This window comes from Ignavibacteriota bacterium, from assembly GCA_016707525.1.
Classification (GTDB): Bacteria; Bacteroidota; Ignavibacteria; order UBA10030; family UBA6906; genus JAGDMK01.
The window spans coordinates 429,301-444,750 of sequence record JADJHP010000001.1 but is presented as its reverse complement, the minus strand read 5'-3'; the positions used below and the strand labels follow the sequence as shown (position 1 = coordinate 444,750).

The window sequence follows — 15,450 nt, the reverse complement described above, 5'->3', positions numbered from 1 at the left end:
TCACGTGCACCTCACCAGGGACGCGCAGAGGTCGATGACCGACGTGAGATTCCTCTCTGCGTCGAACGAGGCGGTCGCCTTCACACGGCCGGCGTCACCCAGGCATCCGGCCAGATCGGGATCGGCGATCACCCGGAGTATCGCGTCGCCCAGGGCAACCGTGTTCCCCCGTTCGACCAGCAGTCCATCCACGCCATCACGGATGAGATCATCCATATGCGGCCCATGGAATGCCACAACAGGCTTCCCTGCACGCCAGGCTTCCACAATGGGGCGGGAGAAGTGGCTCTCCATCAACGGGGCGATCATGACCGCAGCGGAGGCGATATACCCTGCCGTGTCCGCGACCTCCCCAACATACTCGAAGCGTCCCGATCGTGCGAGGTCCGCGATCAGACCCCGGCAGGCCTCTCGGTAGGCAGGCGCCGACGTGTTGCCGCCAACACGATCGTTTCCGGCCAGGACGAAACGAACGCGGGGGTGCTGAGCAAGGACCCGGCCGGCCGCTTCGAGAAACTCCTTACTCCCTGTCACATCACGTATGCCGGAGAGGCAGAGCACCATCGGTCCGTCACCCTGGCCAGACAGGTCAGCGGCCCCTGGTGTTCCACCGCCGGGCCGCCGGGAATGATCTTCGATGAACTCTCCGATCACATGTACCCCCGATGCCGGACCGGGATCGGGAACAAACTGCCGGGCATCGGTCAGCGTGATCGCAACGACCGCATCGGCAGACATGCGCACGATGTGGCGGAGCGCCCATCGTCGCAGCCAGAATCGCTCATTCACCATCTGACTGCGCACGTGAGTCACCGCAGGAACGCGGCTGAGCCGTGCGGCGAGCGCGGACTGGATCACGGAATATTCGTTCGCGTACACGAGATCAGGGCGCACGTGCCGTATCATTCGCCGGAGCAGGAGAATGCCTCCCAGGAACTTCACGACGTCCTTTATCGCTGACTTCACCCCGGCACGCGACATCAACCGGTCCGTATACATGAAATGCGTGCTCAACGTCAGGGTCGTCAGGAACCCCCATCTGCCATCGATCACGGTCGCTGACGCACGCAGGCGTTCCCGCGTCCACTCCTCGTGCTTCCAGGTCAACACGAACGTTTCCCACCCGGCAGCGGCGAACGCGCGGAGCATCAACTCCATACTGACCGTTGATCCGTTGCGTTCCTGGTCTTCGTCAATGAAGAGGATCCGTCGTTTCATGACGGGGTCTTCCGGGGATGACGGGACCGCCACCATCCATGGATCCGTTTCACGGCCGGGAACGAGAGGGCGTATTTTGTGCCCAGGAAGCGGAGAATGCCCGCCGTCAGCGGGATACGATTCTTCCGATACACGCGCAGCATCTCTCGCACCTGCAGGCGAGAAAGAGACAGGCTCTTGTTTTCTTCATAGCAACGGTACTGACTGAGCACCCGGGGGAGGTAGTGAAACCGCTCCCCGTATCCTATCCGGAGGAAGAAATCCAGGTCCATCACAACATGGAGTGATTCGTCCACTCCCCCCCGCTCTTCCAGGAGAGAGCGACGCCAGAACGTGCTCGGTTGGCGGACCAGGTCCGGGCACGCAACGATCGATGCGTAGCTGAGCTTGTCCCCCGTCAGGTCGTACAGCGGCACCCCATCACGGTCTATGAAGGTGATGTCCCCGTAGAGGATGCGGCATTCCGGATGTGCCGCGAAGTAGCGCATGACATCCCCGAGGATCTTTGGTGCGTACCGATCGTCGGAATTCAACCACGCCACGACCTCGCCGGTGGCGATGCGAAACCCCTTGTTGATCGCATCGCTCTGGCCCCGGTCACGCTCGGATACCCAATGGATCTGCGGATACTTCTTGAGCACTTCGACTGTTCCGTCCTTCGATCCGCCGTCCATCACGATATGTTCAATGTCGCCGTGGTCTTGCTCCAACACTGACCGGATCGTTTCCTCGATGAAGATCCCCTGATTGAACGACGGCGTAATGATCGAGATGCGCATAGTGCTTCAGGCCCCGCCGCCGTTGAATCCAACACGGGTGGGCCGAACGAGAAGCCGCTCCGCAAAGGCCGCCAGCCGGGAGCCCGCTCCCAGGTAGCGCTCGATATCCGTCCGAGAGAATGCCTGACCCAGGCGATAGACGATGAGAGAGCCCGCACACACCACCACGCCGCCCAGGAAGGCGCTCCCGCATCCCCCATCACCAGCGGCAGGAGCTGTGCGAACGTGATCGAACCGGTCAGCAGGCCGAGCACGATCCACCGCAAGCGCCAGACGGAGAACAGCGTACCCATGCCCTGCTCCCTCTGGTATGCGAGCAAGAGTATCCAGGAGGCCAGTGTGCTGGCAGCGATCCCCAGGAGCACCGCGTAGTATCCCAGCCATGCATAGGTGGTGAGGAATACCAGTGCATTGACCGCGACGTTCACGATCTGCACGACGACGGTCTTCCCGGCATGGCCGCGGGCCATGAGGTACACGTAGATGGGCAGGACCGTGAAGCTCCACAGGATGTAGGATGAGATCATCCAGACCATCGTCGTGCTGATGCTTTCATTACCCGGTCCGAAGATCAGACGCACGATCGGGCCTGTCGTGAGGATCAACAGCCCGGGGATCGGGGCCGAGATCAAGAGCAACTTCTCCTCAACATCCACGACAAGCGATCGCATGCGGTCCGGCTCGTCCGATCGGGAGAACCAGGGATACAGGGGATACAGGGCCTTGAGCGCGAGGCTACTCGCGAGATTTCGTGCGCGCATCCCTATGTCAAAGATCCCCACCTGACCGACGCCCAGAAAATGTGCAAGGAGGAGCTTCGTCAGGGGTTCATAGAAGAAGCCGATCACCCCGGCGGAGAACAGCTGCGCGCCGTACGCCACCTGCATTCTCGCGCGTTCAATGCCGCGTTCGCGGATCCCGATCAGGGACAGAGGCCCCCAGGCCTTCCTCATGCCGATCACCGCAGCAATGAACCAGAGGAGGGTCGCGGCGACGGTCGCCGCTCCCAGGGCTGCGAGGGGCCATCCCAGAAGCAACACCACCAGGATGAGCCCCCAGTACGACACCGAGTAGATGATCTGCAGCACATTCGTGACGTGGACACGCTCGCGGGCGTCAAGCACCGCAGTGCAGGTCCCGCCCAAGAGTACCAGGACATTGCTGATAAGCATGCTCCGGTACAGCCAGCGAGCATCCTCCATGAACGCCGGTGGCACACTCAGGAGCGACCGCAGAGCAGGCTCTTCAAAGAAGAATGCTACGACCGTGAGAGGAGCGATGATGCACAACAGCATGAAGAACGTGACCGCGATATCCAGGTCCGCATCGGCTGCATGGCCCTGCTCGGACAGCGAGCGCACGAGAGATGCATTCAGCCCGAGATTGGCGAAAGCGTTCACATTGCCGACCACGGCGATCAGGGAGAACACCCCGAATGCTTCCGTACCCCGGAGCCTGACAAAGAGCGGCACCGCGATAAGGACGAGGATGGTCGTGAGAACAACCTGCAGAACACCCGTCAGGGACCCCTGTGTGAGAGCAGACCTCACGCGGTCGCCTCCGCAGAGGCTGGCGCCGCATCGTCGGGCTGCGGCTCACTGTACATCCTGTGGATCGCAAGCACCATCCCCGCGATCAAGCCGAGAAGCACGATCCCCTGTCCCCACAGCCAGGCATCGGTGAAGAACATGGAGACCATGATGTAGACGACGGCGACCAGGCCGATGAACGCCGCTCGCCTCCCCTCGAGGTCGCGGGCCGTACGCACAGAACGCAAAGCAACCCGGAGAAGCGAACCCACAAAAAAGAGAAATCCCGCGAAGCCAAGAAGCCCCGTCTCCGAAAGGACTGCGAACACCGCCACGTGGGGGGACATGTCGCGGACATAGAAATCGTACAGTGCGGCCGGCAAGTGAGAGTATTGCCGCGATGCCATGGCGAAGCCGTACACGCCAACCCCGGCCCAGGGATGTGCAAGGAAGGCGTTCAACGCCGCATCCCAGATCATCATGCGTGATATCAGCGAGTTCCGCACGATGAGGGTCTCGCCCGATTCCACCGATTCACTCTCGGCAATGCTGGCCGCCCGTCCTTGCAGGTCCGGATTCAGGGCCAGCGCGCCGGCCACGAGGAGGACGAGAGCAAGGGCGCCGATCCCTGCGTACCGGATCATATGGCGTCGGGAGATGCCCGCGAGTTCGGGACTCCGGATCAGATACGCCACGGCGAAGGAGAGCGTCACGAAGGCCGAGATCCAGGCATTGCGTGTTTGCGTCATGATCAGTGCGACCCCGACAACCGCGGCGACGGCACCCAGGATCATACGCGAGCGCCCGCGGCTCACCATCAATGCCACGGCAGCGGTATTCACGGCGATCCCGGCATAGTCGCCGTACATGAGCCCCGAAAAGCCATATTCCCTTCGTCCGGTGCTGAGCGACATCAGGATCAGCTGAATGCCATTGACGACCGCCATACCGAGATAGATCCCTGTGAACCGGCGGACCACCGGCATCGAAGTTGCCAGCAGGTACGGGACGTGGAGGGCGATCAGAAAGGCGACCACGTTATACGTGAATGCGATGCAGCGGAGCGGATTCCCGGCATTGAGGAGCGATGGCAGAACGGCCAGACCATAGACCACGATCGGGACCGTCAAGGGGGTCCGCAACGATCTCCAGGCAAAACGCCGGGTCACAAGAAACGACACAGCCACAAGCGCGGAAAAGACCACCGCGCTGCTATACAGGGAAATGGGATACACGATGAACAGGACAACGATCAGCGCCCACACGGTACGTTCGACATCCCGTATAACGATGAGTCCGGCGGCGAGAAGAGGAAGGACGAGGAGGGACTCACGGCGTCCCCCGCCGAGCACCACCAGCCCCACAAATGCCGCGGTGAAAACAACAGAGGCGATGAGCATGGTCCGCCATTCGCGTCGCATGTCCACTGCTGCCATGTCTCCCATACCGGTCATGGCCGGAATTTCCACGCCCCCCATGACCATCGCTTGATGTCCGCAAGGACCATGCGCAATTGCGGATCAGAAGAGCGTTCGATGGCAAGCCGCAACCTGAGGACCATGAAGACCAGGACCGTGACGGACAATGCGCCAACGAGGGCAAAGATGGTCCTCGGCGGATACGACTTCCTGGCTGGAGGGATCGCAGGATCGATGATCTGAAGGACGGGATGATCCTTCTTCTCCTCGATCTTCGCCTGCTCGTTGAGAGGGATAATATACTCAAGCAGGAGGCCATTGATCTCGACCTCACGATAGCGTCGAACGAGGTCCACGGCGGCTTTGGGCAGGGACCTCAGCGCAAGGACCGGACTTCCCTGGTCGTTTCGCTGACGCATCTCGTTCAATTTCTTCTCGAAGGCCAGGATCTGAAGACGATTCTCCCGGACCTGTGGCGAGCCGCGTCGTACATCTGCTCCAGGATCCCTTCCTGGATCCGCCGTGCTTCCAACTCGGACTCGAGGGTCGTGTGGGCAGCGAGGATCCCCTGCACCTGAGCCTTCGCATCAAGCAGGCCCGTCCGTTCCTGGTAGAAGCGCAGAGAATCCTCCGCGGCGCGGAGGGTCAGGCGCACTTCTTCCACACGTTTGTCAAGGAATTCACGGTTCTGGCGGGAGCGGCTGATGTTGAGCTCGACGATCCGCTCGTTCATCCGCCGGACGATCATATTCGCCATTGCGGCGGCCCGGTCACGCGTGCTGGCACGCGCTGTGACGACGTACGCAGACTCGTCGGTCTCCTGGGTGAAGACCTCCTTGCGCAGCCGCTTCACCGCTTTCTCCATGTGGTCCGGTTTCGTGGAGTCCAGATCGTACACCGCAACGAGGCTGAACGCACGTACCACATCTTCCATCATCGTGCGGCTGTAGATGATCGTGGTGTACAGGTCCGTCTCGGACTTCGGCGCTTTGGCGCCCAATCCCATCGAGACTCCCTTCACACTCCTGAGAAGGCTTCCGACCGCGGACATCCCGTCCTCTGAACGGGGAATAAGGACCGCGGTCGCCTCATACTGTTCTTCGATGAGGAAGTAGATCCCGACGAAGGAAAGCACGAAAGAAAGCAGAAAGATCCCTACGAAGAGTTCCTTCCGCTTGACTGCGTACTCCAGGAGTCCGATGAAGCTGAACTCGTGCGATCCGGATTCTGACATGGAGGTATCGGCGCTGTGACGGTTCATGTTCGCTATCGGGGAGAGGCTGCCGGGTACTCCGGACAGACGCCCTACTTTCCGATCTGTATGGCAAGCAGGGCGATGCTGACAGCCGCGCTCAGGATCGCCGCGGACTGTGCGATCACGCCGAGATAATATCCGAACGGCCGTTCGGTGACCTTTGGCACCCACACATAGTCGCCCTCTTCGACAACCCCCTCATCCGCGGGCAGCCATTGCCGTGTTTTTGCCTTCACGATCCGGATATCCGAATCCCTCGCCCGGTCCGTCAATCCTCCCGCCATCTGGAGGTAGTAGTCCACATTCTGTCCGCCCTTGAATTGGATATGCCCCGGGCTGACGACCTGCCCGAAGACATAGATCGAACGTGTGCTCGTAGGAACGGTGATGATATCCCCCATCCCGCAAGACGACATTCTGTGTCGTATCCCCCCGGAGGAACAGCCCGACGAAATCGCAATACACGGTCTCTTTCCTGAGACGCAACGAGGTCTCAAGATAGTAGTAGGAACTATCCTCGTCAGGGACACCACCCCGGACACTCTGGAGGCGCTCGGTTTCGATCTCTCCTTCCGCTACCGAACGGCGGATGAGCTCCGTACTTGCGAGCGCGGCCTCATCGGTGAATCCACCAGCGGCTTTGATCACTTCGGTCATGCGTGTCGAATTCCTCGTGATCGGGTATACACCGGGGGCCTTCACCTGACCCCGGATGGTCACCGCATAGTCACCCCGGAGATCCGGATGACCCGGGACCATAAGCCGGTCCCCAGGCTCCATCGGGACGTCGGGATCGAGTCCGGCAAGGATGCGCGCGCCGTTGACCACCGTCCGCAAGATGATCTCCCCGGATTCGTCCTGCCGCAGGAGCAGCACGCTATCGGCAATTGCTCGCGGCGTGAAGCCGAAGGCGATCTGGAGGACATTCTTCACCCCATCACCCTCTGCATATTCGAACCGTCCGGGCGTATTCACTTCGCCATAGACGCCGAACACATTACGCGTGAAATCGTTCCGCGGAACCACCACGACGTCACCCTCGCGCAGGTACGGATTCCACCGATCGTCCTGCGTCGCCATGAATCGCCGCAGATCCGCCCGGCTCTCCGAACGATCGGCATGACGGACGATGACCCGGCGCGTCGACATCTCCGATCGCATATAGCGTGATTCATCGAATGTCTGCGGGGCAAGGGGCCTATTGGCCTCTTCAAGTGCCTTGTCAACCCTGTTGTACGCGGGGAGCGTGTAGAACCCCGGATTGAGAACACGCCCCTGCACCGAGATGATCACCGACCGCGGGGCAACAAGGGTCACAGAACTCTCGCCGAACCGGTAGCGCTTCTTCTCCTCCGTCAAAATGCGCGTCCGGGCATCCGTGAGTGTCAGGCCTGCCACCGGTGCCTCACCGGTACAGGGGATGACCAGCGTCCCCTCCGGCGTCACACTCAGCCTGAAGGTGAGCGGCGGATCGGTCCAGACGTTCACGCTGAATACATCCGACGGGCCCACAACATAGTGATCGGGGTTGATCACGGACTCCATGGCGGGTGCTGGAGGTGCTGCTACCTGCGCTCCTTGAGCCTTGTCGCGCAACGACTGCAGGTCCTGCATGGAAGACGGTTGCGGTTGTTTCAGCTGTGCCCACGCCGTCGCTGCGATCAGCGCCCACGACACCGCGATACCCGCGCGTCTAGCGACCATGGTACATGTCCCGATAATAGTCCTGATAAGCACCGCTCATCACGTTCTTCCACCACGATTCATTCACCAGATACCAATCAACGGTCTGTGCGATCCCCTGATCGAACGTCACCGACGGGGACCAACCGAGCTCGGTCCGGATCTTCGTCGCATCGATCGCGTACCGGAGATCGTGCCCGGGCCTGTCCTTGACGTACCGGATCAGGCTTTCCGGCTTCTGGAGGCGCTTCAACAGGAGATGGACAATATCAATATTCTTCCACTCGTTCTCGCCGCCGATATTGTACACCTCGCCCTCTTTCCCCTTTCGGAGGACCGTATCGATCGCAGAGCAATGATCACCCACGAACAACCAATCCCGGACGTTCAATCCCTGGCCGTAGACCGGCAATTCCTTGTCATTCAGGATGTTGGCGATCATCAACGGTATAAGTTTCTCGGGGAACTGGTACGGTCCGTAATTGTTCGAGCAACGGGTCACGATCACCGGCAGTCCGAAGGTGTGCTGATAGGCGAGAGCCAGCAGATCGGACGAAGCCTTGGACGCCGCGTACGGGCTATTGGGATGGAGCGGGGTCTGCTCGGTGAACTTCCCGGTCGCCCCCAATGAGCCGTACACCTCATCCGTTGAGACATGCAGGAAGCGCTCCACGCCATGCGCTCTGGAGGCCTCCAGAAGGACCTGGGTCCCGACGACGTTCGTCGTGACGAACACCGTAGCGCCGGTGATACTGCGATCGACATGGGACTCTGCGGCAAAATGGACGACCGTATCGATCGCATGCTCCTGCATCACGCGATCCACCGCCGCGCGGTCGCAAATATCCCCCTTGACGAAGGTATAGCGAGGATCGGACGCGACGGCCACCAGATTCCCGAGATTCCCTGCGTACGTGAGATCGTCGAAATTCACGAGCTTCACATCAGAGTGTGCACCGAGGAAATACTGCACGAAGTTGCTGCCAATGAAGCCCGCACCGCCGGTGACAAGTACGTTGCGCATAGATCAGTCCAGTGTGAATGGTGAATCGGCAGCTTCTTCGTGCCGGATCTCGTCGACGGGTTCCTTCTTTCCCCGTCCGGCATACAGCCGGTTCGGGAGGTTCACCACCATGCCGTCTTTTCCTCCAACATTGCGGTAGGCATGGACGACACCCGGCGGAATGACAACAACCCGCGGAGAGTCCTGCCCTGCATACACGACCTGGCGGACCATATACGTCGGCGATGCCTTACGATTGTCCCAAAGATATACCTTAAAATTGGAAGGGCCGATGAAACCAAAGCAGTCGGCCTGATCCACGTGCTCATGCGGCCCGCGGGCTATCCCGGGGAGGGTCACGGAAATATAGGACATCACCGGCATGAATTCCGCAGGGATCTCATCCTCACGGAACAATTCGACAAGCCAACCGCGCTCATCGATGTACTTCATAAGGTTTTTCACGATCACATCATGGATCTTGCCGTTGGTGAACATGTGCGGTCCTTGGTGGTGGCTCTCTGCGTGTTTCCTCCGGACAGAGCAGCGCGGAAAAGCAGGCGTGACGCACGCCAAGTGTCTCTGCTGGATGGCTTGCGAGGTCCCAAAAAGCGAGCGAGATTCGTCCTTACCTATTGAATTCTTTAAAGTTATGAAATTCGGCTTGGAAAGTCAATGAAGCGTCCCCTCCCAATGGGGGGGGGGCGGTAGGATGTCCCGATACCTCCGCGACCCCAAAAATGAACACGAAAGCACCCGAGGAGGGGTCCTTTTCCCCTTTGGCTACATCTGCTCGGGCGCGGAGATTCCGAGGATCGTGAACCCGTTCCGCAACACGATCTGGACGGCCTGCACGAGCGCGAGGCGCGCAGTGGTCAGAGCCCCATCCGGCGTCACCACGCGGTGGTGGTGGTAGAATACATGGAACATCGCAGCCACGTCGTGCAGATAGTCCGCGACGCGGTGCGGTTCATGCGTCATGGCACAGGACTCCACGATCTCGGGGAATTGCAGAAGCTGCTTGATCAGCGCGAGTTCCTCCGGTGCTGCCAGCAGGTCGAAATTCGGGGCCGCACCGGAGAGACGGCTCCCTTCCTTTTCGGCGAACCGCAGGATGCTGGAGATGCGCGCATGGGCATACTGCACGTAGTACACCGGATTCTCATCGGACTTCTGCTTCGCGAGTTCGATGTCGAAGTTCAGGTGGCTCGACACGGTGCGCATGATGAAGAAGAACCGCACGGCGTCGCACCCGGCGTCGGCGATCAGTTCGTCGAGCGTGATGAAGTTGGCCTTACGGGTGGACATCTTCACCACTTCCGTCCCCTGCATCACCGTCACGAACTGATGGATCAGGACCTTCACCTTGCTGCTGTCATAGCCGAGGGCTTTCAACGCGGCAAGAACATCCGGATACGTCGCCACATGATCGGCACCGAACACATCGATCATCAGATCGTAGCCGCGCCTGAACTTCTCGCAATGGTAGGCGATATCCGGAAGCCGGTACGTCGGCTCTCCCGTGCTCTTGATGATCACCTTGTCTTTCTCGTTGCCGAGCGCCGACGCCTTGAACCAGAGCGCGCCGTCCTGCTCGTAGGTCAGGTCCTTCGCCTTCAGCGCATCCACAACCTCCGTGATCTTGCCATCGGTGTAGAGCGAGTGCTCATTGTAGTACGAGGCGAACGTGATCCCGATCGACCCGAGCGTCTTGCGGATATCGGCGAAGATCTCTTCTTCGGCGACCGCTTTGAAGAGCCCTTCTGCCGGCTCCGACCGTTTGCTGTCGCCGTGCTTTTCCATGACACCCCGGGCGATGTCTTTGATGTATTCGCCCTGGTAGTAGTCTCCGGGAAATTCGATCGGGTCCCCGAGCAGCTCCAGATACCGGAGGCGCACGGAGTCGCCCAGGATGCGCATCTGGCGTCCGGCGTTGTTGAAATAGTATTCGCGCTCCACATCATGCCCCGTCCACTCCAGCAGGCGCGCGATCGTATCGCCGAACACCGCGCCGCGACCATGCCCGACGGTCAGGGGACCGGTCGGATTGGCGCTCACGAATTCGACCTGCACACGGCGTCCGTTGCCGGCGGCCGACCTCCCGAAAGTGTCCTTCGCCTGCAGCAACAGGGCGAGCTGACGGCGATGGAAGGTCTCGGTGAAGCTGATGTTGATGAAGCCGGGCCCGGCGATCTCGATGCCTGCGATCAGTTCCGGATCGCGCGGGAGTTGTGCGACGATCTCCTCGGCAAGCGCACGGGGTTTCTTCCCTGCCGCCTTCGCCAGGACCATCGCACAGTTCGTCGTCAGATCACCGTGGCCGTCCTGCCGGGGGCGTTCGACGGTAATGGTGGCAGGGATGTCATAGCCGGCCTTCGTGAGTGCCGAGGCAAGTGCTGTACGCAGGTACGACTTCATGATGCGACTTTTCTCCGCGGGCTACGGGGTTTCGCCGGAGTGGTGGCAGCCTTCTTTTTCGGCGCTGCCTTTTTCTTCGCGGCGGGTTTCTTCTCCGATGCAGATCTCTTTGCCGGCGCAGGCTTCTTTGCCGTGGCAGGCTTCTTTCCCGCGGCAGGCTTCTTCACCGGTGCGGGAGGCGTGTCCTGGATGTGCGTGATCACCGCATCGCCCCAGAGTTTTTCAAGGTTGTAGAATGGACGTGTGCTCTTGTGAAACACGTGCAACACGACGTCGACGTAGTCGACCACGACCCAGTTCGGACTTCCCCGTTCCACCTGATACGGCCGTTCGCCCTCGAGCTTGAGCCCGTCTTCCACCGCCGCAGCGATCGCACGGACCTGCGTGTCGGACTCAGCGGAGCAGATCACGAAGAAGTCCGTCACGGTACTGAGCCCCCTCAGATTCATCAGCACGACATCCTGCGCCTTCTTCGTGAGCGCCAGTTCGGCAATGTGCTTCGCAAGGATTGCGGGTTTCACTCGGACACCTTTCTATTGTGCATGCTTCAGTGAGGCGTGATCCTGCCCCACCACGACGGAAACGTCGACGTAATAATCGGGATTCAATTGCTGAATGATCTGCGCCCTGTCGATGCCCAGAGCGCGCGCCACTTTTTCGGCATTCTTCATCTGCCCGGTGCGTTCGATGACCAGAGACCGTTTGACATCGAAACGGTGGTAGTTCCGTATCTCCACGACATCATAGCCGCGCGACCGCAGATACGAGGTCATGGCCGTGCCCGCACGTGCCACGCCACATCCGTTCAGGACATCGATCTGAATGACACGTCCGCGCGCATCGCCCTCGCGGAGGGTGTCGACCTGTGGGGCGAAGAACATGCGCACGATCAGGGCATAGCTCAGGTAGAGGACGACGACACCGAGGATACCGATAGCGATGTTGAGCCAGAGACCGGAGGACGGTCTCTTGAGCCGCGACAGGAGTGTATGGAGTGGAGCGGGTGGTATGCGTTCGTTCATTGTGTCAGATCAGATGCTGCAAACAGAAAAACCGGGAACGGCCCGCCAGGGCCGTCCCGGTTTCAAGACTGTGAACCGGAACACCTGTGTGGACCATAGATCCGTCAGAACCCATCCCCACCGTACCAGGGGGAGGAGAACGGCGAGTAATAGTACATCCCATACGGGACCTGCCGGAACTGCAACCTGACGGCGACATTCTCCCACGGCTGGTAGTTGAGCTCCGCCCGGCTCAGATAGATCGAACTCAACGAGTTGTTCGTCCCCTTCCCGAATGCTCCGGAGAAGGAGTTGAACGGCGAATAGCTCATGCTGACATCGGCCCGGGCGTTGAGGTTCTCCGCGAACTCGTACATCATGCTGTTCGTGTACGTCCCCAACGACAGGGATTGGTCGCCCATCGTCGTGTACTGAAAGCTCACCGAATGGCGCATCGTGAACTTATCCGGATTGAACCATCCGAACAGGAACGACGGCTCACTTTGTTGCATGATGCCGTTCGAAATGCGGGATTCCTGCTCGACCTGGGTCTTGAATTGCGCGCAAGCGCCGGCGGCTGTGCCAAGAACCAGCGCCGCCACGAGAAAATAGCGGACCATTGTCATCACCCTGCCCTTTCCCTATCCGACCGATCCTATACAATAAAATACGCAAAACAGCGGGGTTTGTCAACCATGCCGCTGCGCATAGACCCCGCGTGCATCCTCCAACTGCTGCACCGTGTTGATCCCCTGGATCTCGATGGGATCGTCGGCCGCGATCGCCCGTACCGGCAGCTTCTTGCTCCAGAGATACTGGAACACATCCGTCAGGTAATACTCCTTTTGTACGTTGTTCGGGGTGATATGTTTGAGCCCCTCGAACAGATGGGCGCTATCGAACACGTAGATGCCGGAATTGATCTCGCGGATCGCACGCTGTTCCTCGGTCGCGTCCTTGTGCTCCACGATGCCCGTCACATCGCCGGTGCCGTTCGCGCGGAGGATGCGCCCGTACCCGGTGGCATCCGCCAACACTGCCGTCAGCACGGTCGCGGCCGCGGGCGAGGACCGGTGGTGGTCCAGAAGCCGCTGCACGGTCTTCATCGTGAGCAGCGGAACATCACCCGAGAGAACGAGCACATCGCCGGTGAACCCCTGCAGCGGCTTCTCGGCCTGCATCACCGCATGCCCGGTCCCGAGCTGGGGGCTCTGTTCCACGCAATCCACCCTCTTCCCGGTCCCCCCCAGATGGTCGATCACCGAGTCCTTCTGCCAGCCGACGATCGCGACGACGCGCTCCGCGTGAAGTGCATACGCGAGGTCCACAACGTGTTCAACCATCGGCTTGTCGGCGATGGTGTACATCACTTTGGCCATACCGGGGTTGTTCATGCGGGTCCCCTTCCCGGCTGCCATGATCACAACTGCCAGTGGACGTGCCATGATGTTCCTATACAGTGAGAGAGATGTTATCGATGAGACGTGTGGCGCCGAACCGGACCGCCATGGAAACGAGCACGGACTGGCCGCCAGCCAGCGTGGGGAGCTCTTCCAGCGTGCCGGCATCCGCCACGGAGACATAGTCGATGGTCGCAAGCGGTGCCGCGGCGATCGTGGATGTCATGAGCCCCCGCAGCACATCGCCGTTCCTCTCGCCCGAGGCCACGCGGCTCGCGACCGCGTGGAGGGCCTTCGACAGGACCGGGGCCTGCGCCCGTTGTTCAGGTGACAGGTAGGCATTCCGCGAACTCATGGCGAGCCCGTCCGCCTCGCGGACGGTCGGGACAATGACGGTCTTCACGCCGGTGTTCAAATCCTCCAGCATCCTGCGAATGACGACGACCTGCTGGGCGTCTTTCTGTCCCAGGAGCATCACATGAGGCCGGACGATATTGGCAAGCTTTGCGACCACGGTGGCGACCCCCCGGAAATGCCCGGGCCGGGCGCGCCCTTCGAGCACTGCGGTCACACGTTCGACATCCACGGCGGTGGCGTATCCGTGTGGATACATCGCTTCGGCGGATGGCGCAAAGAGGATATCGGTACCTGCCTCCGCCGCCAGCCGTCCATCACGATCCAGGTCGCGCGGATACCGCGTAAAATCCTCCCCCTGCCCGAACTGCGTGGGATTCACGAACACCGAGGTCACGACCACATCGCCGTGCTCGCGGGCGCGGCGGATGAGCGTGCAATGCCCATCATGGAGAGCACCCATCGTGGGGACGAACGCCACTTCCTTTCCCTGCCGGCGGGCATCATCCGAGAGGCGCTGCATCTCCCGGGGATCGGTGACGAGGATCATGCGAGGTGCACGAGGATCGAATGGACCGTATCGCGCATCTCACGGCGATGCACGACCAGGTCCAGGAATCCGTGCTCGAGCAGGAATTCCGACCGCTGGAATCCGGGCGGCAAGTCCTTGCCGATGGTCTGCTTGATCACGCGGGGTCCGGCAAACCCGATGAGGGCATTCGGTTCGCCGATGATCACATCCCCGAGCATCGCAAAAGAGGCGGTCACACCACCGGTGGTCGGGTCCGTCAGGATCGAAATATACGGCTTCTTCACATCGGCAAGGCGCGTAAGTTTGGCGCTGGTCTTCGCCATCTGCATCAGCGACAGGGCTCCTTCCATCATGCGCGCGCCGCCGCTTGACGAGACGATGATGAGCGGGGTCTTCGTCTTCCAGGCTCTGTCCACGGCACGGGCGATCTTCTCGCCGACCACGGATCCCATACTGCCTCCGATGAACGAGAAGTCCATCACCGCCAGCACGACCGGCATATCCTTGATCGTCCCCGTCCCCCACCGGAGCGCATCATACAGCCGCGTCTTCTTGATCGCGTCATTCGTACGGTCGCGGTACTTCTTCGTATCGACGAACTTCAACGGGTCGCCGGAACGCATCTTCTTGTCGCTCTCCTTGAACGAATCCTCATCCAGGAGCACGTTGATGTATTCCTCGCTGCCCACACGGAAGTGGGCGTTACATTTGCTGCAGGTAAAGAAGTTCTTCTGCAGTTCCTTCTTATGGATGATCTCCCCGCATGCATCGCACTTCGTCCAGAGGCCGTCAGGGATCTCTTTCTTCTGGGTTTCGGCAGCGATGTTTTCCTTGGAGCGTCGGAACCAGGACATGGGTGG

General features: G+C 60.4%; 17 protein-coding genes. All 17 read right to left on the bottom strand.

All coding sequences use genetic code 11. From position 1 onward, the window contains the following. The 17 genes from IPI01_01815 to IPI01_01735 all read right to left on the bottom strand — a co-directional run bounded on the left by IPI01_01815 (window position 1) and on the right by IPI01_01735 (window position 15,444). Window positions 1–1,218: a glycosyltransferase family 4 protein gene (locus tag IPI01_01815; protein ID MBK7256566.1), complete on the bottom strand. Its 1,218-nt coding sequence runs from the start codon at window positions 1,216–1,218 to the stop codon at window positions 1–3. Beyond that, window positions 1,215–1,997, bottom strand: coding sequence for a glycosyltransferase (locus tag IPI01_01810; protein ID MBK7256565.1), 783 nt, complete (start codon window positions 1,995–1,997; stop codon window positions 1,215–1,217). The genes IPI01_01815 and IPI01_01810 overlap by 4 nt, the downstream gene beginning before the upstream one ends. Next, window positions 1,892–3,547, bottom strand: a complete 1,656-nt coding sequence (locus IPI01_01805; protein ID MBK7256564.1) for an oligosaccharide flippase family protein — start codon at window positions 3,545–3,547, stop codon at window positions 1,892–1,894. Before IPI01_01805 ends, IPI01_01810 begins: the two co-directional genes overlap by 106 nt. Then, window positions 3,544–4,980, bottom strand: coding sequence for an O-antigen ligase family protein (locus IPI01_01800; GenBank protein ID MBK7256563.1), 1,437 nt, complete (start codon window positions 4,978–4,980; stop codon window positions 3,544–3,546). Before IPI01_01800 ends, IPI01_01805 begins: the two co-directional genes overlap by 4 nt. Further along, complete coding sequence (locus IPI01_01795) at window positions 4,977–5,363, bottom strand: hypothetical protein (GenBank protein ID MBK7256562.1); 387 nt, start codon at window positions 5,361–5,363, stop codon at window positions 4,977–4,979. The genes IPI01_01800 and IPI01_01795 overlap by 4 nt, the downstream gene beginning before the upstream one ends. Window positions 5,364–5,368: 5 nt before the next feature. Next, a complete protein-coding gene (locus tag IPI01_01790) occupies window positions 5,369–6,205 on the bottom strand; it encodes a hypothetical protein (protein ID MBK7256561.1) in 837 nt (278 codons plus the stop codon). A gap of 44 nt (window positions 6,206–6,249) precedes the next feature. Next, window positions 6,250–6,435 (bottom strand): hypothetical protein, encoded by a 186-nt coding sequence (locus IPI01_01785; protein ID MBK7256560.1) that lies wholly within the window; start codon window positions 6,433–6,435, stop codon window positions 6,250–6,252. Next, window positions 6,398–7,903 (bottom strand): SLBB domain-containing protein, encoded by a 1,506-nt coding sequence (locus IPI01_01780; GenBank protein ID MBK7256559.1) that lies wholly within the window; start codon window positions 7,901–7,903, stop codon window positions 6,398–6,400. Before IPI01_01780 ends, IPI01_01785 begins: the two co-directional genes overlap by 38 nt. Next, window positions 7,893–8,906, bottom strand: coding sequence for a dTDP-glucose 4,6-dehydratase (gene rfbB, locus IPI01_01775; protein MBK7256558.1), 1,014 nt, complete (start codon window positions 8,904–8,906; stop codon window positions 7,893–7,895). The genes IPI01_01780 and rfbB overlap by 11 nt, the downstream gene beginning before the upstream one ends. A 3-nt stretch (window positions 8,907–8,909) precedes the next feature. After that, window positions 8,910–9,383 (bottom strand): dTDP-4-dehydrorhamnose 3,5-epimerase family protein, encoded by a 474-nt coding sequence (locus IPI01_01770; protein ID MBK7256557.1) that lies wholly within the window; start codon window positions 9,381–9,383, stop codon window positions 8,910–8,912. A gap of 285 nt (window positions 9,384–9,668) precedes the next feature. Next, window positions 9,669–11,303 carry an arginine--tRNA ligase gene (locus IPI01_01765; GenBank protein ID MBK7256556.1) on the bottom strand — a complete coding sequence of 545 codons (1,635 nt, stop codon included), beginning with the start codon at window positions 11,301–11,303 and terminating at the stop codon, window positions 9,669–9,671. Further along, window positions 11,300–11,824: a ribosome silencing factor gene (gene rsfS, locus IPI01_01760; GenBank protein MBK7256555.1), complete on the bottom strand. Its 525-nt coding sequence runs from the start codon at window positions 11,822–11,824 to the stop codon at window positions 11,300–11,302. The genes IPI01_01765 and rsfS overlap by 4 nt, the downstream gene beginning before the upstream one ends. Window positions 11,825–11,836: 12 nt before the next feature. After that, entirely contained in the window at window positions 11,837–12,325 is a 489-nt protein-coding gene (locus IPI01_01755; protein ID MBK7256554.1) for a LytR C-terminal domain-containing protein, read from the bottom strand. Between the two features lie 104 nt (window positions 12,326–12,429). Beyond that, window positions 12,430–12,924 (bottom strand): hypothetical protein, encoded by a 495-nt coding sequence (locus IPI01_01750; protein ID MBK7256553.1) that lies wholly within the window; start codon window positions 12,922–12,924, stop codon window positions 12,430–12,432. Window positions 12,925–12,993: 69 nt separating this feature from the next. Further along, a complete protein-coding gene (locus tag IPI01_01745; protein ID MBK7256552.1) occupies window positions 12,994–13,749 on the bottom strand; it encodes an NTP transferase domain-containing protein in 756 nt (251 codons plus the stop codon). A 7-nt stretch (window positions 13,750–13,756) separates the two neighbouring features. Further along, window positions 13,757–14,608 (bottom strand): pantoate--beta-alanine ligase, encoded by an 852-nt coding sequence (locus IPI01_01740; GenBank protein ID MBK7256551.1) that lies wholly within the window; start codon window positions 14,606–14,608, stop codon window positions 13,757–13,759. Then, entirely contained in the window at window positions 14,605–15,444 is an 840-nt protein-coding gene (locus tag IPI01_01735) for an acetyl-CoA carboxylase carboxyltransferase subunit beta (protein MBK7256550.1), read from the bottom strand. Before IPI01_01735 ends, IPI01_01740 begins: the two co-directional genes overlap by 4 nt. Between the last annotated feature and the right edge of the window lie 6 nt (window positions 15,445–15,450).